Source organism: Stenotrophomonas bentonitica (genome assembly GCF_013185915.1).
Taxonomy (GTDB): Bacteria; Pseudomonadota; Gammaproteobacteria; order Xanthomonadales; family Xanthomonadaceae; genus Stenotrophomonas; species Stenotrophomonas bentonitica.
In genome coordinates this window covers 385,882-409,129 of the sequence record NZ_JAAZUH010000003.1, presented here as the reverse complement: position 1 = coordinate 409,129, position 23,248 = coordinate 385,882, and the positions used below count along the sequence as shown (strand labels likewise).

Genomic DNA, 23,248 nt, shown 5'->3' with positions numbered 1-23,248 from the left:
CAAAAAACCCCGCTTTTCAGCGGGGGTTTTTCGCTAAACGCCTTCGGCTGGAATCAATCGCCGAGGGTCAGCAACGACGCATTGCCACCGGCCGCCGTGGTGTTCACGGTGACGGTCTTTTCCGTGGCAAAACGCAGCAGGTAGTGCGGGCCGCCGGCCTTCGGACCGGTGCCCGACAGGCCCTGGCCGCCGAACGGCTGCACGCCGACCACCGCACCGATCTGGTTGCGGTTGACGTACACGTTGCCCACGTTGATGCGCGAGGAAATGCGGTCCACCGTCTCATCGATGCGCGAATGCACGCCGAGGGTGAGGCCATAGCCGGTGGCGTTGATCTGGTCGATCACCGCGTCGAGCTGGTCGCCCTTCCAGCGGATCACGTGCAGCACCGGCCCGAAGATCTCCTTGTGCAGCTGGTCCAGGTTCTTCAGTTCGTACGCACGCGGCGCGAAGAAGGTGCCGTGCGCGGCCGCTTCGCTGAGCTCGGCGGCGGCGATCAGGCGCGCTTCCTTCTCCATGCGCAGCGCATGTTCGCGCAGGATCTGCAGCGCGTCGGCATCGATCACCGGGCCGACGTCGGTGGACAGCAGGCCCGGGTCGCCGATCTTCAGTTCGGCCATCGCACCGGCCAGCATGGTCATCACCTTGTCGGCGATGTCGTCCTGCACGAACAGCACGCGCGCGGCCGAGCAGCGCTGGCCTGCCGAGGTGAAGGCCGAGCCGATGGCGTCCTTGACCAGCTGTTCCGGCAGCGCCGAGGAGTCGGCGATGAAGGCGTTCTGGCCGCCGGTTTCGGCGATCAGCACGCCGATGGCGGCATCACGCGCGGCCATCGCTCGGTTGATCGCACGCGCGGTGTCGGTCGAACCGGTGAAGGCCACGCCGGCCACGCGCGGGTCGGCGGTGAGCGCGGCACCGACGGTGGCGCCGTCGCCCGGCAGGAACTGCACCACGCCTTCGGGTACGCCGGCGTCCAGCAGCAGCTTCACCGCGTAGTAGCCGATCAGGTTGGTCTGCTCGGCCGGCTTGGCGATCACGCTGTTGCCGGCGGCCAGTGCAGCGGCCACCTGGCCCAGGAAGATCGCCAGCGGGAAGTTCCACGGGCTGATGCAGACGAACACGCCACGGCCGTGCAGCTGCAGTTCGTTGGACTCACCGGTCGGGCTCGGCAGCTTTTCGGCGTGGCCGAACTGCTCGCGCGCCTGCTTGGCGTAGTAGCGCAGGAAGTCGACCGCTTCGCGCACTTCGGCGATGCCGTCGGGCAGGCTCTTGCCGGCTTCCTTCACGCACAGCGCCATGAACTCCGGCATGCGTGCTTCGAGCTGGTCGGCGGCGTGCTCCAGGATCGCGGCGCGGCTGGCGGCCGGGGTGCGGTTCCACTGCGGCTGTGCCGCCACGGCATTGACCAGCGCCTTTTCGACGGTGGCGCTGTCGGCCGGCTGCCACTGGCCCACCACCTGGCGGTTGTCGGCCGGGTTGATCACGTTGAGCAGCGCGCCGGTCGGCTGTGCGCCCGGCACCAGCGGGGCGGCCTGCCACGGCTTGATGGCCGCGTTGAGCTGCTCGGCCAGGGCGCGCAGATCGTTGTCGTTGGCAAGGTTGATGCCCATGGAGTTCTTCCTGTCGTGGTTCTGGCTGCGCAGCAGGTCAACCGGCAGCGGGATCTTGGGGTGCGGAATCGAGTCGAACGAGGCAACGGCCTCGACCGGGTCGCGGATCAGGTCGTCGATGGCCACGTCTTCGTCGGTGATGCGGTTGACGAAGCTGGAGTTGGCGCCGTTTTCGAGCAGGCGGCGCACCAGGTACGGCAGCAGGTCTTCATGCGAACCCACCGGCGCGTACACGCGGCACGGCACGTTGAGGCGGTTGGCCGGCACCACTTCGGCATACAGATCATCGCCCATGCCGTGCAGCTTCTGGTGCTCGTACTGGCCGCCCTTGGCGATCGCCTTCACCGCCGCGATGGTGTGCGCGTTGTGGGTGGCGAACATCGGGTAGATCGCGTCGGCATGGGTGAACAGGCGCTTGGCGCAGGCCAGGTAGGACACGTCGGTGTTCTGCTTGCGTGTGAACACCGGGTAGGCCGGCAGGCCGTCGATCTGCGCGCGCTTGATCTCCGCGTCCCAGTACGCGCCCTTGACCAGGCGCACCTGCAGGCGGCGGCCGATGCGGCGGGCCAGGTCGGCCAGGTAATCGATCGTGTACGGGGTGCGCTTCTGGTACGCCTGCACCACCACGCCGAAGCCTTCCCAACCGGCCAGCGACGCGTCGCTCACCACTGCTTCGATGATGTCCAGCGACAGTTCCAGGCGGTCGGTTTCCTCGGCGTCGACCGTGCAGCCGATGCCATAGGACTTGGCCAGCTGGGCCAGTTCCAGCACGCCCGGCACCAGGTCGGCCATCACGCGCGCACGCTTGGCGTGCTCGTAGCGCGGGTACAGCGCCGACAGTTTGATCGAGATGCCCGGCGCCGAATTGACGTCGCCGTCCGGACGGCCGCCACGGGCCTTGTGGTCGCCACCGATGGAGTGGATCGCGCGACGGTAGTCTTCCAGGTAACGCTTGGCGTCCTTCATGGTCAGCGCGCCTTCGCCGAGCATGTCGAACGAATAGCGGTAGCTGGCGTTGTCGCCCTTGTGCGAGCGCGACAGCGCTTCGTCGATGGTGCGACCCATGACGAACTGGTGGCCCATGATCTTCATCGCCTGGCGCACGGCCAGGCGGATCACCGGCTCACCCACGCGGCCCATCAGGCGCGCGAACGCGCCCGGCACGTCGGCGCGGGTGGAGTCGTTGATCTGCACGATGTGGCCGGTAAGCATCAGGCCCCAGGTGGAGGCGTTGACCAGCACCGAGTCGCTGCCGCCCAGGTGCTTCTTCCAGTCCGCTTCGCCGAGCTTGTCGCGGATCAGCTTGTCGGCGGTGTCCTGGTCGGGAATGCGCAGCAGGGCTTCGGCCACGCACATCAGCAGCACGCCTTCCTCGCTGCCCAGGTCGTACTGGCGCATGAAGGCTTCGATCGCGCCCTGGTCCTTGGCGCGCACGCGCACGCGGGCCACCAGGTCGGCGGCGGTGGCCTGCACGGTGGCCTGTTCGTCGGCCGGCAGGCGCGCCTGCGCCAGCAGCTCGCGCACGTGGCTGGCCTCGTCCTTCATCCAGGCATCGGTGATGGCCTGGCGGAACGCGTTGGGAACGGCCGGCAGCTCGGGCGACAGCAGCGGCGGGCGGGAGGCGCCGGACGAGGCCGGGGCAGGGGGAAGCGCGGAAGATGCGGTCATGCCGGTTGGCTCGTGGAGAACTTGACCATTTTAATCGTTTTTTTGCCCTGGCAAGCAATTCGGGGTGCGCTGTCGATCCGCCGCATAGCCTTTCATACAGCGGGATTCGGCGGATCCCATGGGACCGTTCAAAAGTGTGCCATTTTCGTCAAATCGGCCGCCGAGGCTTATGCTGTATTGCACCATCTCCGAAATTGTGAATGGACCCTTGCGGCTCGCGCGACAGCAGGGCTACCATCGGGACGTTCAGCGTACAGCTGGCAGTCGCACTGCGTGCTCACCCCCTCGGGTGCGTCTGCGACCGAAAAGTAGGCTTGCTCGTGGCCAGCGATGGCTGCAACCGACGACGCTAAGGGTCTAGGCAATGAAGCAACGCAGAAAGTGGGGCACGCAGTTCGCAAAGGCAGTGGGGTGTGGGGCAGCGCTGATGGCGCCGGCACTGGCGTGGGCCCAATCGGCCGACCCCAAGCCGTGGCAGCTCAACATGGGCAAGGGGGTCACCCAGAGCTCGCGGTTGGCCTGGGAATCCAACATGTTCTCGCTGTGGGTGTGTACGGTCATCGGCGTGCTGGTGTTCGGCGCGATGTTCTATGCCATCTTCAAGTTCCGCAAATCCAAGGGCGCGGTCGCCGCCACCTTCAGCCACAACACCAAGGCCGAGGTGATCTGGACCGTCATCCCGGTGATCATCCTGGTGGTGATGGCCTGGCCGGCCACCGCCAACCTGATCAAGTTCTACGACACCCGCGACGCCGAAATGACCGTGAAGGTCACCGGCTACCAGTGGATGTGGAAGTACGAGTATCTGGGCGAAGAGGTCACCTTCACCAGCCGCCTGGACCGCGAGTCGGACCGCGTGCGGCAGAGCGGCAAGGTGCCGGATCGCGAGAGCCACCCGCACTACCTGCTCGACGTGGACAACCGCCTGGTGCTGCCGGTCGACACCAAGGTGCGCTTCGTCATCACCTCCGACGACGTGATCCACGCCTGGTGGGTGCCCGCACTGGGTTGGAAGCAGGACGCCATTCCCGGCTTCATCAACGAGGCCTGGACCAACATCGAGCAGGTCGGCGTGTACCGCGGCCAGTGCGCCGAGTTGTGCGGCAAGGACCATGGCTTCATGCCGATCGTGGTCGAAGCGGTCTCGAAGGAAGACTTCCAGAAGTGGCTGGCCGAAAAGCGTCCGAAGGCGGCAGATCCCGCCCCGGCGCCTGCCGCGCCGGAAGCCACCCCGGAAGCGACCCCGGGTGAAACACCGGAAGCACCGGCAGCGCCGGCCGCGGCACCGGCCGCGGCGCCGGAAAACGCCTGACATCATCGAACCGCGCGCGCCGCACGGCGCGCACGGCTACCAGCGGAACCAATGAGGTGTAGTTGCGATGGCGCATACCGCAGTTGATCACGACGGGCATCACGGACATCAGCAGTCGTTCTTCGAGCGTTGGTTCTTCTCGACCAACCACAAGGACATCGGCACGCTGTACCTGCTCTTCAGCTTCATCATGTTCATCATCGGCGCGGCGATGAGCGTGATCATCCGCGCCGAGCTGATGCAGCCCGGCCTGCAGTTCGTGAAGCCGGAAACCTTCAACCAGCTCACCACCGTGCATGCGCTGGTGATGATCTTCGGTGGCGTCATGCCGGCCTTCGTCGGCCTGGCCAACTGGATGATCCCGCTGCAGGTCGGCGCGCCGGACATGGCGCTGCCGCGCATGAACAACTGGTCGTTCTGGCTGCTGCCGGTGGCCTTCAGCCTGCTGCTGCTCACCTTCCTGCTGCCCGGTGGTGCGCCGGCCGGTGGCTGGACCCTGTACCCGCCGCTGTCGCTGCAGGGCGGCTACAACGTGGCCTTCACCGTGTTCGCCATCCACGTGGCCGGCATCAGCTCGATCATGGGCGCGATCAACATCATCGCCACCGTGCTCAACATGCGCGCGCCCGGCATCGACCTGCTGAAGATGCCGATCTTCTGCTGGTCCTGGCTGATCACCGCGTTCCTGCTGATCGCGGTGATGCCGGTGCTGGCCGGTGCGGTGACCATGCTGCTCACCGACAAGTTCTTCGGCACCAGCTTCTTCAATGCCGCCGGTGGTGGCGACCCGGTGATGTTCCAGCACATCTTCTGGTTCTTCGGCCACCCGGAGGTGTACATCATGATCCTGCCGGCGTTCGGCGTGGTCAGTGAAATCATCCCCACCTTCAGCCGCAAGCCGCTGTTCGGTTACCAGGCCATGGTCTACGCGATCGCCGCGATCGCGTTCCTGTCGTTCATCGTCTGGGCCCACCACATGTTCACCGTGGGCATGCCCCTGGGCGGCGAAATCTACTTCATGTTCGCCACCATGCTGATCTCCATCCCGACCGGGGTGAAGGTGTTCAACTGGGTGAGCACCATGTGGCGCGGCTCGCTCACCTTCGAAGCCCCGATGCTGTGGGCGGTGGCGTTCGTCATCCTGTTCACCATCGGCGGCTTCTCCGGCCTGATGCTGGCCATCGTGGTGGCCGACTTCCAGTACCACGACACCTACTTCGTGGTGGCGCACTTCCACTACGTGCTGGTCACCGGTGCGGTATTCGCGCTGATCGGCGCGGTGTACTACTGGTGGCCGAAGTGGACCGGGCGCATGTACAGCGAGTTCTGGGCCAAGGTCCATTTCTGGTGGTCGATCATCTTCGTGAACCTGCTGTTTTTCCCGCAGCACTTCCTCGGCCTGGCCGGCATGCCGCGCCGTATTCCCGATTACAGCGTGGCGTTCGCCGACTGGAACCTGATCAGCTCGATCGGTGCGTTCGGCATGTTCGTCACCCCGTTCATGATGGCCGCGATCCTGATCGCCTCGCTGCGCAACGGTGAAAAGGCCGCCGACCGCTCCTGGGAAGGCGCGCGCGGGCTGGAGTGGACCATTCCTTCACCGGCTCCGGCGCATACCTTCACCGTGCCGCCGGTCATCCGTCCGGGCGACCTGGCCCACGACGACATCACTCACTGAGGTGCGCCATGCATGATGCGCAACAACAGGATCTGGCCGTTCGCCGCCAACGTGCGCGGCGCACCGCGCTGTGGGTGGGCGCGGTGGCCATCGCCGTGTATGTCGGCTTCATCCTGACCGGGGTGCTCGGCCGATGAACGACCCGCGCCCCGCCACGCCCGCGCCGAGCGCCGGGCTGCCGCGCCTGATCGGGGTGGCGGTGGCGGTGTTCGTGCTGACCTTCTCGCTGGTGCCGCTGTACCGCATCGCCTGCGAAAAGGTGTTCGGCGTGCGCCTGGAACGCGGACCCGGCGCGCAGGCGGCGGGTGGGCCGGCGGCGGCAAAGCGCACCGTGCGGGTGGAGTTCGACGGCGGCGTCAATTCGAAGCTGCCCTGGGCGTTCCACCCCGAGCAGCTGAGCATGGACGTGGTGCCCGGCGAGCTCAACGAAGCGCTGTACTACGCCCGCAACGACAGCGACCACGCACTGGTGGGCAGCGCGGTGCCGTCGGTGGCCCCGGCCAAGGCCTCGGGCTACTTCAGCAAGACAGAATGCTTCTGCTTCACCGCGCAGACCCTGGTGGCCGGCGAGAAACGCGACATGCCGGTGCGTTTCATCGTCGACCCGGACCTGCCGGCCAACATCAAGACCATCACCCTGTCGTACACGTTCTACAAGAACGACGCGCTGTCGTCGCAGCTGGCCACGGCGACCCCGCCGGCCACCGCGCGCTCGGCACCCTGATACGTACCCGGATACCGCATATGGCCGCCCAGCATAGTCCCGACGCCAACGTGTATTTCGTCCCCACGCACAGCAAGTGGCCCTTCATCGGTTCCATCGCGATGATGGTGACCATGGTCGGCGTGGCCAGCTGGCTCAATGACGCCGGCTGGGGCAAGTGGACCTTCTACGCCGGCATCGCGATGCTGGTGCTGACCCTGTTCTGGTGGTTCAGCGACGTGGTGCGCGAATCGCAGGCCGGCCATTACAACCACCAGGTCGACGGCTCGTTCCGGATGGGCATGGTGTGGTTCATCTTCTCCGAAGTGATGTTCTTCGGTGCCTTCTTCGGCGCGCTGTTCTACACCCGCAACCTGGGCCTGCCGTGGCTGGGCGGCGAGGGCGACGGGGTGATGACCAACGAACTGCTCTGGGACGGCTATTCCGCCGCCTGGCCGACCAACGGCCCGGGCAGCATCGGCGGCCACTTCCAGACCATTCCGGCCTGGGGCCTGCCGCTGATCAACACGCTGATCCTGCTGACCTCCGGCGTCACCCTGACCATCGCCCACCATGCATTGAAGGCCGGCCACCGCCGCCAGTTGCTGGTGTGGCTGGGCATCACCGTGCTGCTCGGCGCGTTCTTCCTCACCCTGCAGGCTGAGGAATACATCCACGCCTACAAGGAACTGAACCTCACGCTGGGTTCGGGCATCTACGGCTCCACCTTCTTCATGCTCACCGGCTTCCACGGCGCGCACGTGCTGCTGGGCACCATCATGCTGATCGTGATGTGGCTGCGCGCGGCCAAGGGCCATTTCACCCGCGACAACCACTTCGGCTTCGAAGCCGCCGCGTGGTACTGGCACTTCGTCGACGTGGTGTGGCTGATGCTGTTCCTGTTCGTCTACGTGCTGTAGCGCCGGGGCTCAACCACCGATGCCGTGGGGTTTGATCCAGCCGGTGTAGATGCCGATCGCCACCAGTGCAATCAGCGCCACCGACACCGCGATGCGCCGGGTGAGCGCATTGACGGTGCGCTTGGTCTGGCCGCGGTCGACCAGCAGGTAGTACAGACCGGCGCCCAGATTCCAGACGATGACGATCAGAAACGCGATTACCAGCAGGGTCTTCAACGAATCATTCATGCGCGGCTCAAGGGCAGGGCGGGTACGCCTATCTGACCGCGTTTCGACGGCGTTGTCATGATGCGCAAGCACACACGCCTGATCGGCTGGGTGGCCGCCGTGCTGGTCATCATCGGTTTCTCCCAGCTGGGCCTTTGGCAGCTGCACCGCATGCATGAAAAGCAGGCCCTGCTGGACCAGCAGGTGCCGGCCCGCGCGCAGACCCTGAGCCTGGCCGACGCCCAGGCCGCACCGCCGCAGCTGCGCTGGGTCGACGACCACGGGCGTTTCCTGCCGGGTACCGTGCTGCTGGACAACCAGACCCGCGCCGGGCGCGCCGGCATCAAGCTCTACCAGCCGTTCCGCAGCGACGGCGGCGCAGTCGTGCTGGTCGACCTGGGCTGGCTGCCGATGCCGCCCAACCGCCAACTGCCGACCGTGGTTCCGCGCGAAGGCGAAGTCCGCATCGCCGGCCTGCTCGCTCCGCCCCCGGCCACCGGGCTTGCACTGGGCCCGGCGCTGACCCCGGCCTCGCAGCCCGCCGTGTGGCTGGCCAACCGCATGCCGCCTGCGGATGTAGCTGCCGCGCTGGGCCTGCCGCCCGCCAGCCTGCGCAGCGCCGTGCTGCGCCTGGATCCGGCGCTGCCCGGCGGCTACGCCCGCGACCTCGAACTGCTGCCCAACACCCTGCCGCCCAGCCGCCACCTCGGCTACGCCGTGCAGTGGTTCGGCCTGGCCCTGACCGTGCTGGTCGTGGCGCTGGTGCTCGAATGGCGCCGCCGACGTCCCTGCACACCGTCCCCGCCGTAGCGCCGGGCTCTGCCCGGCCGCTTTTCCGCACACCCGCCGCTTACATGAGAAAATCCCGCCCATGAATGCCATCACCCCGGAACAGCTCAAGGCCCGCAACCGTGGTCGCTGGACCCTGGTCGCGCTGTTCGGCCTGTTCTTCGGCGCGATGGCGCTGGCCGGCGTGCTGCGCTTCTCTGGCTGGCAGCCGGCCGACCACCGCAACACCGGCCAGATGCTGCAGCCGCCGGTGGACGCACGCGCGCTGCCGCCGACCCTCGCCAACGGCGAACCCTACCCGTGGAACCCCGACGCGCACGTGTGGCGCATCCTGGTCGCGCCCGCACCGGGCTGTGCAGCCGAGTGCGTCACTTTGTCGCAGGGATTGGGCAAGGTGTGGCAGCTGTTCGGCCATAGGGCCGATAATGTCGAGATCCTGTGGCTGGGTACGCCGCCGGCCGAGGTCCAGGGCCTGCCCGCCCTGCGCGTGCTGGCGCCCCAGCCGCCCCTGCGTGCCGCCTTGCCCGCCGTGGATGACGCCGCCGGCACCCCTGTGTATGTGATCGACCCGAACGGGTTCGTGATCATGCGGTACGCGCCGGGATTCGAACTGGCCGGTCTACGCAAGGACCTGGCCACGCTGTTGAAACTGAAGTGAGTTCCGTTTGATGAACCCCACCGCGCGCCCGGCGCTGCATCGCAATTTCCACCGTCTGGCGTGGTTCGCCCTGATCATGACGGCCAGCACGATCATGTTCGGTTCGTTCGTGCGCCTGTCCGATGCCGGCCTGAGCTGCCCGGACTGGCCGACCTGCTATGGCCGCGTGACCTGGCCGCAGCATGCTGCGGAAGTGGTTGGCCACGAAGCGGCCAAGATCCGCCCGCTGGAAACCCACAAGGCCTGGCGCGAGCAGGTGCACCGCTTCCTGGCCGGCGCGCTGGGCATCGAGATCCTCACCCTGGCGCTGCTGGCGGTACGTCGGCGCAACTGGGGCACCACGGCGGTGGTCACTGCGTGCGTGCTGGTGGCCACCGGCATACCGCTCTACATGATGGGATGGCACGTAGCGGCCAGCGTCCTCGCCATTACTGGCGAAGTGATCCTGCTGATCGCCGCCTTGCGCTGGAACAACATCGACCTGGCGCGCGCTGCGCTGCTTACGCTGGCGGTGGTGATCTTCCAGGCGCTGCTGGGCATGTGGACGGTCACCCTGCTGCTCAAGCCGATCGTGGTGATGGGCCACCTGCTCGGCGGCATGCTGATGTTCGGGCTGCTGGTGTGGATGGCGTGGCGCGCCACGCACATGCCGATCACCCTGGTCGAAGCGCCGAAGCTGAAATGGCTGCTGCGCGCCGGCGTGGCCGTGCTGGTCCTGCAGATCGCGCTCGGCGGCTGGGTCAGCGCCAACTACGCGGCACTGGCCTGTGGCGGCGGCAGCGCCTCGCTCGACAACTTCCCGCGCTGCGTAAGCCAGTGGTGGCCGCCGCACGACTTCAAGGAAGGCTTCACCCTGTGGCGTGGCATCGGCGTGGACTACGAAGGGGGCGTGCTGGATGGCGCTTCGCGCATCGCGATCCAGATGGCGCACCGCATGTTCGCCGTGGTGGTCGCGGTCTACCTGCTGTGGCTGGCGGTGCGCCTGTACCGCCTGCCGAGCATGCGCGGCTGGGCCAGCGCGCTGGGCCTGCTGGTAGTGCTGCAGATCACCCTGGGCATCCTCAACGTCAAGCTGGCCGTGCCGCTGGAAGTGGCGGTGGCGCACAGCGGTGGCGCCGTGGCGCTGCTGTTCGTGCTGGTCACGCTGCTCGCGCGCCTGCGAGCGCCCGCCGACGTGGCCGATGAAGATGACGTGTCTGGAGTGACGCCGTGAGTGTTCGGCAGTACTGGGACCTCACCAAGCCCAAGGTGGTGGCACTGATCGTGTTCACCGCGTTGGTGGGCATGTTCCTCGCCATTCCCACCCTGCCTACCGCCGAGCAGGCGGTTCGTGGCGCGCTCGGCTTCCTTGGCATCTGGCTGGCCGCCTCGGCAGCAGCGGCGATCAACCAGCTGCTGGACGCACAGATCGACGCGCAGATGGCGCGTACCTCGTGGCGGCCGCTGGTGGTGGGCAAGGTGAAGCCGTGGCAGGTGCTGGTGTTCGCCGGCGCGCTGATCGTGCTGTCGATGACCATCCTGGTGCTCTGGGTCAACGTCATCACCGCCGTGCTGACCTTCGCCTCGCTGATCGGCTACGCCGTGATCTACACCGTGTACCTCAAGCGAGCGACCTCGCAGAACATCGTGATCGGCGGCCTCGCCGGTGCCACCCCGCCGCTGCTGGGCTGGGCGGCCATCACCGGCATGCAGGGCCCGATGGACTGGGCCTACGCCTCGCTGTTGGTGCTGATCATCTTCATCTGGACCCCGCCGCATTTCTGGGCGCTGGCGATCTTCCGCCGCGAAGATTACGCCAAGGCCAAGATCCCGATGCTGCCGGTAACCCACGGCGTGGCGTACACCCGCAAGTCGATCATGGCGTACTCCATCGCGCTGGCCATCGTCAGCATCCTGCCTACCGTGGTCGGCATGAGCGGCCTGTTCTACCTGGGCGGCGCGGTGGTGTTGAACGCCGTGTTCCTCTGGTACGGCTGGCGCATGCTCAATCCGCCGGATGAGCTGTTCTCGATGAAGATGTTCGGCTACTCCATCGTCTACCTGATGGCGCTGTTCGCGTTCCTGATGGTGGACCACTGGATGCTGCCGTTCCTGTGATCGCCATCGCACGCGCCCGGACTTGAATCCGGCAATCGCGCCGCCATTGCTTTCATGACCCCGACAGGACGTGACGGCATGAAGCGATGGCTCTGGATGGCTGCGATGGTGGCTTCAATGATGTACGGCAGCGCCTTTGCCGCGCCCGCAACGGGCGTGGAGGGCACCGCCACCCAGATCAAGACACTGGCGGGCGACCACCGCCTGGTGGTGCTGGGTGAGTTCCACGGCACTGCTGAAACGCCGCTGCTGGTAGCCGACCTGATGGAGCGCTACAGCCGCGACAACGCGCCGGTACGGCTCGGGTTGGAGCTGCCGATGAGCGAGAACGCCGCCCTGGCGCGGTACCTGCGCTCCAACGGAGATGCAGATGCGCGGGAAGCGCTGCGCACCCAGCCGTTCTGGCAGGTGAAGGACGACCAGCATGACGGACGCCGCAGCCGCGACATGCTCGCACTGATCGAAGCCCTGCGCGCGCTGCGCGCGGAGGGGCGCGATGTCGGTGTGGCTGGCTACGACATTGAAATCAGCGCGTACGACAGTGATGTGGACCGCGACGCAGCGATGGCCACGCACCTGCGGCAGCAGTTCAATGCGCTCCCGGCCGAAACGCGCATGCTGGTCCTCACCGGCAACGTGCACGCGATGCGCCACCCCTTTGCGGATGCGCCGCCGGAAATGAAGCACCGCACCATGGCGTCGTACCTGCTGGATCTGCCGCTGTACAGCGTGCGCGTGGAGGCGCTGCGCGGCCAATCCTGGGGCTGCATGAAGCCTTGCCGCGCGCTCACGCTACGCGAAGTGCCGGCGCAGGAACCGATCGTCGAAACGGAAACGGAACGATCCTACGACGCGTGGGTGCGTCTGCCGGAGTTGAGCGTGGGCACGCTGACTGACCCGTAACGCTGAAGAGACCCTGGGTGCGCGATGCATTGGTAGGGTCGCTTCCCGAACGACCGCACGTAGAAATGATCGGCGCGGTAGGGCATGACCTTTGCCGGGGTAACGTCGAAACGCCGACTTCGATAAGTCCGCGCTCACCATCTGCCAATCACCGTTATCGGCGGTCGTTTGGGAAGCGACCCTGTCGGCGGCCGCTCGTATGGATGGCGCTTTAGGCATGGTTCCTTGTAAGGAACGCCCGCGCCAATAGGTGGGGAAAAGATCGTCCGGCCTGCAACGAGACACAGCGCTTACTTTCGTCAGCCACAGCTCCGTAGAACGGACTGCGCGAGATTCTGCTCGCGCAATTTAATGGAGCTTGAATGAAATCAATGAAAGGCATCGGGACTGCAGTCTTGACGACTGCTGCTCTACTCGGGAGTGCGGAAGCATCTGCGGCGATGAAGGCAATCAGTCGTGCCAATTGCCTGCTCTTCGTCAATGAATCAATCACCTATGACCGACCGCTTTTCAGGAGGATGCAGGGATCAGCGGCCAGTACTCACCACGCGCAAGGTGAGCTGAGGCCGAGACATGTCTTAGGTGCTCCGAACAACGGAGCGTTCTCGTGGAGATTTCGCGCAGGCGATCAGTCTCATAACGAGCGCATCACCGTAAAGGGGTATCACACGTGGATATTCCAAGGAGCGGTGAACACTCGCCACACCTATGCAGTCAACTGCAATCTGACCGAATGGTGAACTTGATGAAGTCTCTAATGATTCCCCTTCTGATGACTGGGTTGCTGTACAGCGCCCAAGGTCATGGTGCTCAGGATGAAGCAGACGCCGTGGGCAAATGGCTTACTGAGCGCACCATGCGTGCTGCGCTGGAGGACGCCGGCCCTGGTTTGCGCGCAGTCGAGCCTGAGGGTACGTATCGCGTCGTCTCACTGTCCGAGTTGGACGCGCCGGAGGAAGTCAAACAACACTTCCGTGCAGAGATGGTTCGAAACCGAGCGGGGGTTGGCCGGGTGCCCAGCGGGGAGATCCCCTCACAGGACAAGTTGATTTCATCATTGCCGAAGATCGTCAGGTCCAATGCTGAACTTCGAAGCCGATTGCCTTCGTCACCAACTGATCTGCAAGCTACGATTCTCGGTGCGGCAGAGATGATCGGCATGGAACCAAGCGGCACGTTGGATGGAATGAAGTCCAGCGGATTGACTCGATTCTATCGTTTGGACGGAACGGGAATTGTTGAGTTCAATGAAGAGAACTTCCGTACTCCAGGTGCCAGTGTCGAGGTAATCGCCGAGCTGCAGAACACTCGCGTGAACGGTAGTCTCGCGAAGCTCGAGAAGGTCTCTGATGACCAGGGACGCAGTCGGGCGACGCTGACATGGGCCGGGGAGAACAAGGTCTACACGCTGATTGCTACAGGCGACGGCGACGTGGAGCGCAAGGCGGTACTGTTGCAGCAGATTGCCGCTGCTGTGAAGGACTGAGGCATCCGGCAGGATCGTCCATTGGGACGGTCCTGTCAGGCTGCGAGAGGGGCGGTCTTGAGTGACGCTGGCGGAACCGGACCGAGCCTCACTGCGACCGCGCAAACCGCTGCGCAATCACGGCGCACACAATCAACTGGATCTGGTGGTAGATCATGATCGGCAGCACGATGGCGCCGAGGCTGCCGCCGGCGAACAACACCTTTGCCATTGGTACGCCGGTGGCCAGGCTTTTCTTGGAGCCGCAGAACAAGATGGTGATGCGGTCTTCGCGGTTGAAGCCCAGGCGCTTGGACAGGAAGGCAATGATCGGCATCGCGATGCCCAGCAGCACGGCGGCCACCACCGCCACGGTCAGCAGTGACAGCACTGGCGTCTTGCTCCACAAGCCTTCGTTCACGGCCTCGCCGAATGCCGAGTACACCACCAGCAGGATCGTGCCCTGGTCCGTGTAGCGCAGCAGCGCGCGCTGGCGCTCCACCCAGCGTGCAATCCACGGGCGCAGCAGGTGGCCGGCCACGAATGGCACCAGCAGCTGCAGCATGATGCTCAGGATGGCCTGGCCAGGGTTGTGCATGCCACCTTGGGCGCCGGCCAGTACGGTCAGCAGCAGGGGCGTCAGGAACACGCCGAGGATGCTGGACAGCGATGCACTGACCACCGCCGCCGGCACGTTGCCGCGCGCAAGCGAAGTGAATGCGATGGACGACTGCACGGTGGACGGCAGCGCGCACAGGAACAGCACGCCGATGTACAACTCAGGCGTGAGCAGCCAGCCATCCAGCGGTTTGAATGCCAGCCCCAGCAGCGGGAACAGCGCGAAGGTGCAGGCCAGGATCGTGAGGTGCAAACGCCAGTGCAGCAGGCCGGCGACGATGGATTCACGCGGCAGGCGCGCACCGTGCAGGAAGAACAGTGCGGCGATGGCGACGTCGGTCACGTCGTCCAGCACCATCGCGGCAGGGCCGTGCATCGGCAGGAATGACGCCAGCAGTACAGTGCCGAGCAGCGCGAGGGTGAAGTTGTCCGGTCGCAGGCGCGACCACCAGCGGGTCATGGTGGGCAGGCTCCTGTTGAGCTGGGCGAATCGGGGTGATGCGCGATGGAAATCAACGCGCGTCGTCCTGCTCGAGCAGGGTGCGGGTCTGGGTTTCGAGCGAGGTCATGCCGGCACTGCGGCCGAACTGCAGGGCCTCTTCGGTGGAAGCACCCTGCTGGTGCTTGAGCAGCGCCAGCAGCGCGCCGACGCGATTGCCGGAAGCGCAGTGCAGGAGCACCGGGCCGTTGGACCGGGTCAGTGCGGCCTGCAGGGCCTGTACGTTTGCGGCGGTGAGGCCGGCGGCGCCTGCGACCGGGATGCGCACGTAGTTCAGGCCGAGGCCTGCTGCGGTCGTGGCTTCGTCGAAGCCGCGATCTTCATTGGGCTGGCGCAGGTCGATGACGGTGGTGATGCCTGCGGATGCGGCCTGCTGCAATTGCGCTGCGGTTGGTTGGCCGCCGGTGTAGAGGCCTTCGTCCGGTTGGTGGAAGCCGTTAGAGAGCGAGGTCGCCGGTAGTTCGGGTCGTGCGGGCAGCGGGGCAGAGCCCCGCTCTACGGCGGAAGCGGGTGACACCATGCCCACCATACAAACCAACAGGAAAGCCGGGCGCTTCAACCATCGCATCACGTCACTCTCCTTTCCGTCCAATCAGCGCAATGCTGCGCGCGCCTTCAACAGCTCGCGCAGTTCGTACTTGTCAGTATCGTCCAGACCCTGCTGCCGCTGCTTTGCCTGAAGCTCCTCAAGACGTTGCAGCAACAGCTGTTTTTCCAGCTGAGCCACCGCATCGTGAAGCTCTTGGTTCCACATCGCCTCGTCACCGGGAAGCGTCTGCGCGGCCAGCTTGTGCAGGGAATCCTGCTCTTCGCGGCCTTCGAAATGCTCCAGCAGTGCGCCTGTACTGATGTCCGGGCGCTGCTCCACCAGGGTGAGCAGCTCGATCAGCAGCTCCACGCCCGGCAGGCGCAGCCCACTGAAGTGGTGGCCTTCCAGCGTCATCGCCAGTGAAGGCTGTTGCAGCAGGATCGCGATGGCCGCGCGCACCAGGCTGCGGCGTTGGGTCGGTGCCACCGCGCGCGGCGGCGGACGCGAGACCGGTGCCGCAGTGGCGGTACCACCCAACCCGGTCAGCGTCGTCAGCTGCTGCTTCATCAGGTCGCCAAACGCGCCGTCGGGAATCTGCGCCAGCATCGGCCGCGCGCGCTCTGCCAGGCGCGCCTTGCCGTCCAGCGTGGCCATGTTGACCTCGCGGGTGAGCTCGTCGAAGAAGAACTGCGACAGCGGCGTGGCCTGCTTCAACCGCTCGTCGAACCCCTGCTTGCCTTCCTTGCGCACGATGGTGTCGGGGTCTTCGCCATCAGGCAGGAACAGGAAGAACGCCTGGCGGCCGTCCTTCATGCGCGGCAGCACCGACTCCAGCGCGCGCCAGCCGGCGCGGCGGCCGGCGGCGTCGCCGTCGAAACAGAAGAACACGTCCGGCGCGTTGCGGAACAGCAGCTCGGCGTGTTCGGGCGTGGTCGCGGTGCCCAGCGTCGCCACCGCCTGGGTGACCCCGAATTGGAACAGCGACACCACGTCCATATAGCCTTCCACCACCACCAGCCGCTCGATCTTCTGGTTGGCCTGGCGCACCTGCCACAGGCCGTACAGCTCGCGGCCCTTGTGGAACAGCGCGGTCTCCGGCGAGTTCAGATACTTCGGGCCGTCGTCCTTCTCCATGACCCGGCCGCCGTAGGCGATCACGCGCCCACGCCGGTCGAAGATCGGGAACATCACCCGGTCGCGGAACTTGTCGTAGACATGGCCGCGGTCGTTCTTGGAAAACAGGCCGGCGCGGTTGAGCAGCTTCATGCGCCGCTCGTCCTTGCCCAGCGCATCCTTCAGCGCGCTGTAGCCATCCGGCGCATAGCCAATCGCAAACCGGGTGCGGTTCTCCTCGTCCACGCCGCGCTGGTCCAGGTAGGCGCGCGCCTTGTCGCTGCCCTCCAGCGACTTCTGGAAGAAGCGCGTAGCTGCGTCCAGCGCCGCGTACAGTTCGCGGCCATCGTCCTGCTGTTGCTGGGTACGCTGCTGGGTCTCGCGCGGCACTTCCATGCCCACGCGCTTGGCCAGTTCATCGACTGCGTCGAGGAACTCCAGGCGGTCGTAGTTCATCAGGAAGCTGATCGCCGTACCGTGCGCGCCACAACCGAAGCAGTGATAGAACTGCTTGGTCGGGGACACCGTGAACGACGCCGAGCGCTCGTCATGGAACGGGCAGCGCGCCGAGTACTCCTTGCCCTGGCGCTTCAACGGCACACGGCTGCCCACCACTTCGACGATGTCGGAGCGGGCCAGCAGGTCGTCGATGAATGCGTCGGGGATACGGGCCATGGGCAGCAGGCTGGGGGCACGGCCGGCAACGGCCACGCACGGTAGCGGGGGACCTCGCTAGTCTACTAGCTGGCGCTGGCTTCGCCCGGTTTCGGTGGCTCGATGCCTGCTTCCGCCAGGTGGAAGCGCGCCCGCAGGCGTTCGTCGATCACCGCGGTCATCAATGCACCGACGAAGAACACCACCGTGGCGTAGTAGATCCACACCAGCGAGATCACCAGCGCGCCCATCGAGCCGTAGGCGCTGCCCGGCGCCACCGTGGCGATGTACAGCCCGATCGCATAGCGCCCGAGCGCGAACAGCGCCGAGGTGATGGCGCCGCCAATGAACGCCTGGCGCCAGGCCACGCGGCGGTCGGGCAGGTAGTGGTACAGGAACGCGAAGCCCACCGTGTACAGCACCAGGCTGGTCAGGTAGCCCACCGCCGGCAGCACCGAGGGCAGCTGCGCGAAAGCCACCTGCAGCATCGTGGTGGCGGTCATCGACAGGATCAGCAGGAAGCCCAGCGCCAGCACCACGCCGAAGGAAAACACGCGTTTGCGCAGCCAGGCCACGATCCCGTCCAGGCGCTCGCCGCTGGTGTTGAAGATCAGGTTGAGCGCGTTCTGCAGCTGGGCGAACACGGCGGTGGCGCCGATGAACAGCAGCAGGGTGCTCCACATCCCGGCCAGCGAGCCCATCGAGGGCTGGTTGTCGGCGTTCTTGAGCACGGTGTCGGCCACTGTCGCGGCACTGCTGCCGGCCACGTCGTTGATCTGGCCGATCAGCGCCTGCTGCGCGGGCGGGTACAGCGAGGCGGTCAGCCACAGCAGCAGCACCAGCAGCGGTGCCATCGAGAGCAGGGCGTAGAAGGAGACCGAGGCGGCCTGGGTCAGTACGTCGATATCGACGAAGCGCTTGCCCACCGCCACCGGAAAGCTGCGTTCAAGCCGGTCCACGTACTTGCGCAGGCGGGGCGGAACGCTGGAACGGTCATGCGCGGGCTCGGGCGCAGGGGAGGGTGGCAGTGAAGACATGCCTGGATTTCTAGCAGGCCCGGTTCGAAGACCGGGTGAAACGCGCCTGCCGGGTAGGACACGACCGTGGGTCGTGTCCTCCGCACATCTCAGCCGGCGAAGTGCTTCTTGACCAGCTGCGACACCAGGCCCATGTCGGCCTTGCCGGCCAGCTTCGGCTTCAGCGCGCCCATCAGCTTGCCCATGTCGGCCGGGCCGCTGGCGCCGGTTTCGGCCACGGCTTCCTGGACGGCGGCCTGGATCTCGGCTTCGCCCATCTTGGCCGGCAGGTACGCTTCGATCACCACCAGCTCATCGCGCTCGATCTGCGCCAGGTCGTCACGGTTGGCGGCGTCGTACTGGGTGATCGAGTCCTTGCGCTGCTTGACCATCTTGTCCAGCACGGCGATCACGGCGGCGTCGTCCAGGGTGATGCGCTCATCAACTTCGCGACGCTGGATCTCCGCGTTGATCAGGCGGATGACGCCCAGCTTGTGCTTCTCGCCCGCCTTCATGGCGGCCTTCATGTCGTCGGTGAGCTGCTGCTTCATGCTCATGGAACACCTCGTTCGGTGAAAGTATGGAAACGCAAAAAGCCGGTAACGCTTGCGCGTTCCGGCTTCGGCTCCGCCGCGACAGGACCAGCCTGCCGCATCGAAGTGCGTCCGATCAGTACAGGCGCTGACGCTTGGTGACGTCGCGCGACGAGCGGCGCAGCTGACGCTTCACAGCAGCAGCAGCCTTACGCTTGCGCTCCTGGGTCGGCTTTTCGTAGAACTCGCGCTTGCGGGTTTCGGCCAGCACGCCGGCCTTTTCGCAGGTGCGCTTGAAGCGACGGAGCGCAAACTCGAAGGGCTCGTTCTCGCGGACTTTAACGCTGGGCATGGAATCTCCGGGACACAGTAGAACCGGGTCACGCCCGGTGAGAGCCGCACATTATAGCGGCGAGAAAAGAACTTGCAACCCACCCCGGCAAACTTCCTGGCCTTGGGTAGTGAAGGGCGCGCTGGCGGTACGTCTGCCAAGGCCTCAAGAGGTCCATAATAGCAGGCATGCGAGTCCTTGGTATCGAATCTTCCTGCGATGAGACCGGCGTGGCGGTGTACGACACCTCCCTGGCCGGCCCGGACGCCCTGCGCGCCCATGCTGTCTACAGCCAGATCGCCCTGCACGCCGAATACGGCGGGGTGGTGCCTGAACTGGCCAGCCGCGACCACGTGCGCAAACTGCTGCCGCTGATCCGCCAGACCCTGGCCGAGGCCGGGCTGGGCGTGGGCGACATCGACGGGGTGGCCTATACGGCCGGCCCCGGGCTGGTCGGCGCGCTGCTGGTGGGGGCGGGCGTGGCCCGTTCGCTGGCCTGGGCGCTGGAAGTGCCGGCGGTGGGCGTCCACCATATGGAAGGCCACCTGCTGGCCCCGCTGATGGAAGATGACCCGCCGCAGGCGCCGTTCGTGGCCCTGCTGGTCTCCGGCGGGCATACCCAGCTGGTGGCGGTGGACCGCATCGGCCAGTACCGACTGCTGGGCGAGACCCTGGACGATGCGGCGGGCGAGGCGTTCGACAAGACCGCCAAGCTGATGGGCCTGCCGTACCCCGGTGGCCCGCAACTGGCGGCGCTGGCTGAACGCGGCACGCCGGGCAGGTTTAAGTTCACCCGCCCGATGACCGACCGGCCCGGCCTGGATTTCAGCTTCTCCGGCCTGAAGACCCAGGTCCTGCTGGCCTGGCGCGACAGCGACCAGAGCGAGCAGACCCGCGCCGACATCGCGCGCGGCTTTGAAGACGCGGTGGTGGAGACCCTGGCGATCAAGTGCGACCGCGCGCTGGATGCGGCCGGAACCGACGTCATCGTGGTGGCCGGCGGCGTAGGCGCCAACAAGCGCCTGCGCGCCAAGCTGCAGCAGATGGCCGAGCGCCGCGGCGGCCGTGCCTGCTTCCCGCGCCCCTCGCTGTGCACCGACAACGGCGCCATGATCGCCTTCGCCGGCGCGCTGCGCCTGGAAGCCGGCCAGCACAACCCGCCGCAGGTGCAGGTCACCCCGCGCTGGGACATGGCGACGTTGCCGGCGGTGTGAACTGCGGTTCCATCGATTTCATTGATACTGAGATGGATGCAGCAGATTTGGGCGGCCTCGCGCTTCATGCTGTCGGGAACGAGGAGTGACCATGTTCAAAATCGATCTCAAGAAAGTCGTCACCGTCGGCGCTGTAAGAGACGCCAACATGCGCCTGATGTCCGGCACCCCCGCAACGGGAAGCTTCATTGGCAGTGCACCGGGTAGCGTCATCTCGCTCCAGCTGACTTCGGAGCAGATCAACCAGGCGGGCCGTGTTGCCTTCAACTCACTGAAGCGGCGGTAGCCGTGAGCGGGCCGCACCTCACCTACGGCACGTTGGTGAAGGATGAGGGCGACATGGTGGGGCATGTCGCGTATGCACTGTACAAGCGGGATAAGTTGAGCTTCATCCAGGCCGTTCGCGACGAAAAGGGGCGAGAACCGACCGAGGAAGAGGTATGGGCGTTCATCGTCAGCTCGAATCTCGGACTCCGCATCGACGCCTACCGCTCAGAGGCAGAACAGGCACTTCAGGTCCTTTCCGGAGAGTTGCTGCAGGGTGCTGCCGAGGATCTTGGGCGGCAGTACCAGCAGGAACTGACTCAGCAACTACAAAAGGCGAAGCCGCTCTTCCGTGCGGTTGGGGAAAGCCTGCTGGCCAATCTGTTGGCCGTTGCGGTCATTGCGCTTGTTGCGGTGGTGCTCCACGGCACCCGCATCGGCTTTGTGGGTTTGGCTGCTGACGTATTCGGCTACGAAGTGAAGGCTCGAGTGGACTGAACTGTTAGCGCTGTCCCGAAACAGAGCACTGCCAGTTGATATCACCGCCCGCACTGGTACATTGATTTCACGCGCCACCGGGACTCGCGGATGGGAATCCCATCTCCACCCGGGGACAAGATTCAAGCAAAGGGCCCCGCAAGGGGCCCTTTGTCGTTTCTGGCCGGTCTTCGTGATCCCGCGCCGCCGGTTCGAGGCACGTTCGGGCCCACCCCGTTACCATGGACGCCATCTTTCACGTGGCACTCCTATGGACAAGGTATTCATTGAAGGGCTCGAAATCGACGCCCTGATCGGGATCTACGACTGGGAACGGCGGATCCGCCAGACCCTGCGCTTCGACCTGGAAATGGGCTTCGACAACCGCAAGCCGGCGGCCAGCGACGACATTGCCGACACCCTGAACTACAAGGCCGTGAGCAAGCGGATCGAGCAGTTCGTGCGCGAGTCCGAGTTCGGCCTGGTCGAAACCCTGGCCGAGCGCATCGCCGAGATCGTGCTGCGCGAGTTCAACGTGCAGTGGCTGCGTCTGAAGCTGAGCAAGCCCGGCGCGGTGCGCGGGGCCAAGGCGGTCGGCGTGATCATTGAACGAACCGCGGGTTGATGATGCAGGAAGCGGTGATCGCCACGACGCAGTGGCTGGAAGGCGTGCAGCAAACCCTTGAACCCTGGCCGTGGGCCTACACCGCACTGGTGCTGAGCGCGCTGGCGCTGGCCGCGTGGCTGGCCAATTTCGTCACCAAGCGCATCCTGCTGCGCGGCCTGCGCCGGCTGGTGCGGCGCCTGCCCGGCAACGGCGCCGGCAATGAAGGGGGCAGCAACCTGCGGGTGATCTCGCGGCTGGCCAACGTGGTGCCGAGCATGGTCATCGCCGCCGGCATCCGCATCGTCCCGGACCTGCCGCCGGAGCTGGTCACGTTCGTGATCGGGGCCTGCCGGGCCTGGGCCATCCTGACCGTGGCGCTGGCCGTTTCGCACGCGCTGGATGCGGCCAACGAACTGTACGAACGCCGCCCCGACGCCCGCAGCAAGCCGATCAAGGGCTACCTGCAGGTGGTGAAGATCGTGGTCTTCGTCATCGCCGGGCTGTCCATCGTCGCCATCTTGCTGGGCGTGCAACTGGGCCCGCTGGTGACCGGCCTGGGGGCTGCCACCGCCGTGCTGATGCTGATCTTCCAGGACACCATCCTGTCACTGGTGGCCAGCGTGCAGATCAGTGGCGACGGTCGCGTGCGGCTGGGCGACTGGATCGAAATGCCCAGCCAGAACGCCGACGGCGATGTGATCGACATTGCCCTGCACACCATCACCGTGCAGAACTGGGACAAGACGATCACCACCATTCCGACCAAGAAGCTGGTCACCGAGTCGTTCAAGAACTGGCGCGGCATGCAGGAATCGGGCGGGCGGCGGATCAAGCGCGCGGTGTACCTGGACCAGCACAGCGTGGGCTTCCTGGACGCGCAGGCGCTGCAGCGGCTGGAACAGTTCGCGGTGCTGGGCGACTACCTGCGTGAAAAGCAGGCGGAGCTGGCCGCATGGAACAGCGGGTTGGAAGCGAAGGGCGTGAATGCGGTGAACGCGCGCCGGGTCACCAACCTGGGCACGTTCCGCGCCTACGTGGAGCGCTACCTGCGCCAGCATCCGGGCATCAATACGGATATGACGCTTCTGGTACGGCATCTGCAGCCCACCACCGAAGGCCTGCCGCTGGAGGTGTACTGCTTCACCCGCACCGTGGCGTGGGCCGGCTACGAAGGCACCCAGTCGGATGTGTTCGACCACCTGCTGGCGATCCTGCCGGCGTTCGGGCTGCGCGTGTTCCAGGCCTCCAGCGATGCAATGCTGATGACCGCACAGCAGCAGCGGGCCGCCGCAGAGTAAGCTCTTGAGCCCGGCGCGCCGCCCTGGCTGCGCCGGATTTCCCTCCGGGGATGCAAAATGAACGTCAAAATCCTCCACAACGGGC

Annotated in this window: 24 protein-coding genes; 16 read left to right on the top strand and 8 right to left on the bottom strand. The window is 65.8% G+C overall.

The window, feature by feature from the left end; all coding sequences use genetic code 11:
- Positions 1-53: 53 nt before the first annotated feature.
- Positions 54-3,278: a bifunctional proline dehydrogenase/L-glutamate gamma-semialdehyde dehydrogenase PutA gene (gene putA, locus HGB51_RS17805; protein ID WP_070208834.1), complete on the bottom strand. Its 3,225-nt coding sequence runs from the start codon at positions 3,276-3,278 to the stop codon at positions 54-56.
- A gap of 364 nt (positions 3,279-3,642) precedes the next feature.
- Between putA and coxB the strand changes: the two genes are divergently transcribed.
- The 5 genes from coxB to HGB51_RS17785 all read left to right on the top strand — a co-directional run bounded on the left by coxB (position 3,643) and on the right by HGB51_RS17785 (position 7,891).
- Entirely contained in the window at positions 3,643-4,590 is a 948-nt protein-coding gene (gene coxB / locus HGB51_RS17800) for a cytochrome c oxidase subunit II (protein WP_070208835.1), read from the top strand.
- Positions 4,591-4,657: 67 nt separating this feature from the next.
- On the top strand, positions 4,658-6,268 hold the full coding sequence (gene ctaD / locus HGB51_RS17795) for a cytochrome c oxidase subunit I (protein ID WP_070208836.1): 1,611 nt from the start codon (positions 4,658-4,660) through the stop codon (positions 6,266-6,268).
- 8 nt (positions 6,269-6,276) lie between these two features.
- Positions 6,277-6,405, top strand: a complete 129-nt coding sequence (locus tag HGB51_RS20420; RefSeq protein ID WP_256123623.1) for a hypothetical protein — start codon at positions 6,277-6,279, stop codon at positions 6,403-6,405.
- Entirely contained in the window at positions 6,402-6,992 is a 591-nt protein-coding gene (locus HGB51_RS17790) for a cytochrome c oxidase assembly protein (RefSeq protein WP_070208837.1), read from the top strand. The genes HGB51_RS20420 and HGB51_RS17790 overlap by 4 nt, the downstream gene beginning before the upstream one ends.
- Positions 6,993-7,012: 20 nt before the next feature.
- Positions 7,013-7,891, top strand: a complete 879-nt coding sequence (locus HGB51_RS17785; protein ID WP_070208838.1) for a cytochrome c oxidase subunit 3 — start codon at positions 7,013-7,015, stop codon at positions 7,889-7,891.
- Between the two features lie 9 nt (positions 7,892-7,900).
- Here the strand turns inward: HGB51_RS17785 and HGB51_RS17780 are convergent, their stop codons facing one another.
- Entirely contained in the window at positions 7,901-8,119 is a 219-nt protein-coding gene (locus HGB51_RS17780) for a twin transmembrane helix small protein (protein ID WP_070208839.1), read from the bottom strand.
- 57 nt (positions 8,120-8,176) lie between these two features.
- Here HGB51_RS17780 and HGB51_RS17775 point away from each other — a divergent pair, with 57 nt between their 5' ends.
- From HGB51_RS17775 to HGB51_RS17750, 6 genes are all read left to right on the top strand, one after another.
- Positions 8,177-8,908, top strand: a complete 732-nt coding sequence (locus HGB51_RS17775) for an SURF1 family protein (protein WP_070208840.1) — start codon at positions 8,177-8,179, stop codon at positions 8,906-8,908.
- A 61-nt stretch (positions 8,909-8,969) separates the two neighbouring features.
- Positions 8,970-9,545 carry a hypothetical protein gene (locus HGB51_RS17770; protein WP_070208841.1) on the top strand — a complete coding sequence of 192 codons (576 nt, stop codon included), beginning with the start codon at positions 8,970-8,972 and terminating at the stop codon, positions 9,543-9,545.
- Between the two features lie 10 nt (positions 9,546-9,555).
- Positions 9,556-10,758 (top strand): COX15/CtaA family protein, encoded by a 1,203-nt coding sequence (locus HGB51_RS17765; RefSeq protein ID WP_070208842.1) that lies wholly within the window; start codon positions 9,556-9,558, stop codon positions 10,756-10,758.
- Complete coding sequence (cyoE, locus tag HGB51_RS17760; protein ID WP_171966913.1) at positions 10,755-11,642, top strand: heme o synthase; 888 nt, start codon at positions 10,755-10,757, stop codon at positions 11,640-11,642. The genes HGB51_RS17765 and cyoE overlap by 4 nt, the downstream gene beginning before the upstream one ends.
- Before the next feature lie 78 nt (positions 11,643-11,720).
- Positions 11,721-12,545, top strand: a complete 825-nt coding sequence (locus HGB51_RS17755; protein WP_070208618.1) for a calcium-binding protein — start codon at positions 11,721-11,723, stop codon at positions 12,543-12,545.
- Positions 12,546-13,302: 757 nt separating this feature from the next.
- Positions 13,303-14,031, top strand: coding sequence for a hypothetical protein (locus HGB51_RS17750; protein WP_141739184.1), 729 nt, complete (start codon positions 13,303-13,305; stop codon positions 14,029-14,031).
- Between the two features lie 88 nt (positions 14,032-14,119).
- On the opposite strand, the gene HGB51_RS17745 is transcribed toward HGB51_RS17750, so the two are convergent.
- The 6 genes from HGB51_RS17745 to rpsU form a co-directional block, all read right to left on the bottom strand.
- Positions 14,120-15,088 (bottom strand): bile acid:sodium symporter family protein, encoded by a 969-nt coding sequence (locus HGB51_RS17745; protein ID WP_070208620.1) that lies wholly within the window; start codon positions 15,086-15,088, stop codon positions 14,120-14,122.
- Positions 15,089-15,140: 52 nt separating this feature from the next.
- Positions 15,141-15,644, bottom strand: a complete 504-nt coding sequence (locus tag HGB51_RS17740) for a protein tyrosine phosphatase family protein (RefSeq protein WP_343034391.1) — start codon at positions 15,642-15,644, stop codon at positions 15,141-15,143.
- 75 nt (positions 15,645-15,719) lie between these two features.
- Positions 15,720-17,444, bottom strand: a complete 1,725-nt coding sequence (gene dnaG / locus HGB51_RS17735) for a DNA primase (protein WP_070208621.1) — start codon at positions 17,442-17,444, stop codon at positions 15,720-15,722.
- A gap of 65 nt (positions 17,445-17,509) precedes the next feature.
- Positions 17,510-18,460 carry a YihY/virulence factor BrkB family protein gene (locus tag HGB51_RS17730; RefSeq protein ID WP_084739050.1) on the bottom strand — a complete coding sequence of 317 codons (951 nt, stop codon included), beginning with the start codon at positions 18,458-18,460 and terminating at the stop codon, positions 17,510-17,512.
- 89 nt (positions 18,461-18,549) lie between these two features.
- Positions 18,550-18,996, bottom strand: a complete 447-nt coding sequence (locus HGB51_RS17725) for a GatB/YqeY domain-containing protein (protein WP_070208622.1) — start codon at positions 18,994-18,996, stop codon at positions 18,550-18,552.
- Positions 18,997-19,108: 112 nt separating this feature from the next.
- Complete coding sequence (rpsU, locus tag HGB51_RS17720) at positions 19,109-19,324, bottom strand: 30S ribosomal protein S21 (protein WP_002808376.1); 216 nt, start codon at positions 19,322-19,324, stop codon at positions 19,109-19,111.
- A 167-nt stretch (positions 19,325-19,491) separates the two neighbouring features.
- Here rpsU and tsaD point away from each other — a divergent pair, with 167 nt between their 5' ends.
- The 5 genes from tsaD to HGB51_RS17695 all read left to right on the top strand — a co-directional run bounded on the left by tsaD (position 19,492) and on the right by HGB51_RS17695 (position 23,163).
- Positions 19,492-20,517 (top strand): tRNA (adenosine(37)-N6)-threonylcarbamoyltransferase complex transferase subunit TsaD, encoded by a 1,026-nt coding sequence (gene tsaD, locus HGB51_RS17715; protein ID WP_070208623.1) that lies wholly within the window; start codon positions 19,492-19,494, stop codon positions 20,515-20,517.
- Positions 20,518-20,608: 91 nt separating this feature from the next.
- Positions 20,609-20,803 (top strand): hypothetical protein, encoded by a 195-nt coding sequence (locus HGB51_RS17710; protein ID WP_070208624.1) that lies wholly within the window; start codon positions 20,609-20,611, stop codon positions 20,801-20,803.
- A 2-nt stretch (positions 20,804-20,805) separates the two neighbouring features.
- Positions 20,806-21,279, top strand: a complete 474-nt coding sequence (locus HGB51_RS17705) for a hypothetical protein (RefSeq protein ID WP_070208625.1) — start codon at positions 20,806-20,808, stop codon at positions 21,277-21,279.
- Positions 21,280-21,529: 250 nt separating this feature from the next.
- Positions 21,530-21,883, top strand: a complete 354-nt coding sequence (folB, locus tag HGB51_RS17700) for a dihydroneopterin aldolase (protein ID WP_070208626.1) — start codon at positions 21,530-21,532, stop codon at positions 21,881-21,883.
- A 2-nt stretch (positions 21,884-21,885) separates the two neighbouring features.
- A complete protein-coding gene (locus tag HGB51_RS17695; RefSeq protein WP_070208638.1) occupies positions 21,886-23,163 on the top strand; it encodes a mechanosensitive ion channel family protein in 1,278 nt (425 codons plus the stop codon).
- The last annotated feature ends 85 nt before the right edge of the window (positions 23,164-23,248 follow it).

What these genes read in the sequence shown, in the direction of transcription:
- putA (WP_070208834.1), bottom strand. Translation starts at nt 3,278, where the DNA reads ATGACCGCATCTTCCGCGCTTCCCCCTGCCCCGGCCTCGTCCGGCGCC.
- coxB (WP_070208835.1), top strand. Translation starts at nt 3,643, where the DNA reads ATGAAGCAACGCAGAAAGTGGGGCACGCAGTTCGCAAAGGCAGTGGGG.
- ctaD (WP_070208836.1), top strand. Translation starts at nt 4,658, where the DNA reads ATGGCGCATACCGCAGTTGATCACGACGGGCATCACGGACATCAGCAG.
- HGB51_RS20420 (WP_256123623.1), top strand. Translation starts at nt 6,277, where the DNA reads ATGCATGATGCGCAACAACAGGATCTGGCCGTTCGCCGCCAACGTGCG.
- HGB51_RS17790 (WP_070208837.1), top strand. Translation starts at nt 6,402, where the DNA reads ATGAACGACCCGCGCCCCGCCACGCCCGCGCCGAGCGCCGGGCTGCCG.
- HGB51_RS17785 (WP_070208838.1), top strand. Translation starts at nt 7,013, where the DNA reads ATGGCCGCCCAGCATAGTCCCGACGCCAACGTGTATTTCGTCCCCACG.
- HGB51_RS17780 (WP_070208839.1), bottom strand. Translation starts at nt 8,119, where the DNA reads ATGAATGATTCGTTGAAGACCCTGCTGGTAATCGCGTTTCTGATCGTC.
- HGB51_RS17775 (WP_070208840.1), top strand. Translation starts at nt 8,177, where the DNA reads ATGATGCGCAAGCACACACGCCTGATCGGCTGGGTGGCCGCCGTGCTG.
- HGB51_RS17770 (WP_070208841.1), top strand. Translation starts at nt 8,970, where the DNA reads ATGAATGCCATCACCCCGGAACAGCTCAAGGCCCGCAACCGTGGTCGC.
- HGB51_RS17765 (WP_070208842.1), top strand. Translation starts at nt 9,556, where the DNA reads ATGAACCCCACCGCGCGCCCGGCGCTGCATCGCAATTTCCACCGTCTG.
- HGB51_RS17755 (WP_070208618.1), top strand. Translation starts at nt 11,721, where the DNA reads ATGAAGCGATGGCTCTGGATGGCTGCGATGGTGGCTTCAATGATGTAC.
- HGB51_RS17750 (WP_141739184.1), top strand. Translation starts at nt 13,303, where the DNA reads ATGATTCCCCTTCTGATGACTGGGTTGCTGTACAGCGCCCAAGGTCAT.
- HGB51_RS17745 (WP_070208620.1), bottom strand. Translation starts at nt 15,088, where the DNA reads ATGACCCGCTGGTGGTCGCGCCTGCGACCGGACAACTTCACCCTCGCG.
- dnaG (WP_070208621.1), bottom strand. Translation starts at nt 17,444, where the DNA reads ATGGCCCGTATCCCCGACGCATTCATCGACGACCTGCTGGCCCGCTCC.
- HGB51_RS17730 (WP_084739050.1), bottom strand. Translation starts at nt 18,460, where the DNA reads ATGTCTTCACTGCCACCCTCCCCTGCGCCCGAGCCCGCGCATGACCGT.
- HGB51_RS17725 (WP_070208622.1), bottom strand. Translation starts at nt 18,996, where the DNA reads ATGAGCATGAAGCAGCAGCTCACCGACGACATGAAGGCCGCCATGAAG.
- rpsU (WP_002808376.1), bottom strand. Translation starts at nt 19,324, where the DNA reads ATGCCCAGCGTTAAAGTCCGCGAGAACGAGCCCTTCGAGTTTGCGCTC.
- tsaD (WP_070208623.1), top strand. Translation starts at nt 19,492, where the DNA reads ATGCGAGTCCTTGGTATCGAATCTTCCTGCGATGAGACCGGCGTGGCG.
- HGB51_RS17710 (WP_070208624.1), top strand. Translation starts at nt 20,609, where the DNA reads ATGTTCAAAATCGATCTCAAGAAAGTCGTCACCGTCGGCGCTGTAAGA.
- folB (WP_070208626.1), top strand. Translation starts at nt 21,530, where the DNA reads ATGGACAAGGTATTCATTGAAGGGCTCGAAATCGACGCCCTGATCGGG.
- HGB51_RS17695 (WP_070208638.1), top strand. Translation starts at nt 21,886, where the DNA reads ATGCAGGAAGCGGTGATCGCCACGACGCAGTGGCTGGAAGGCGTGCAG.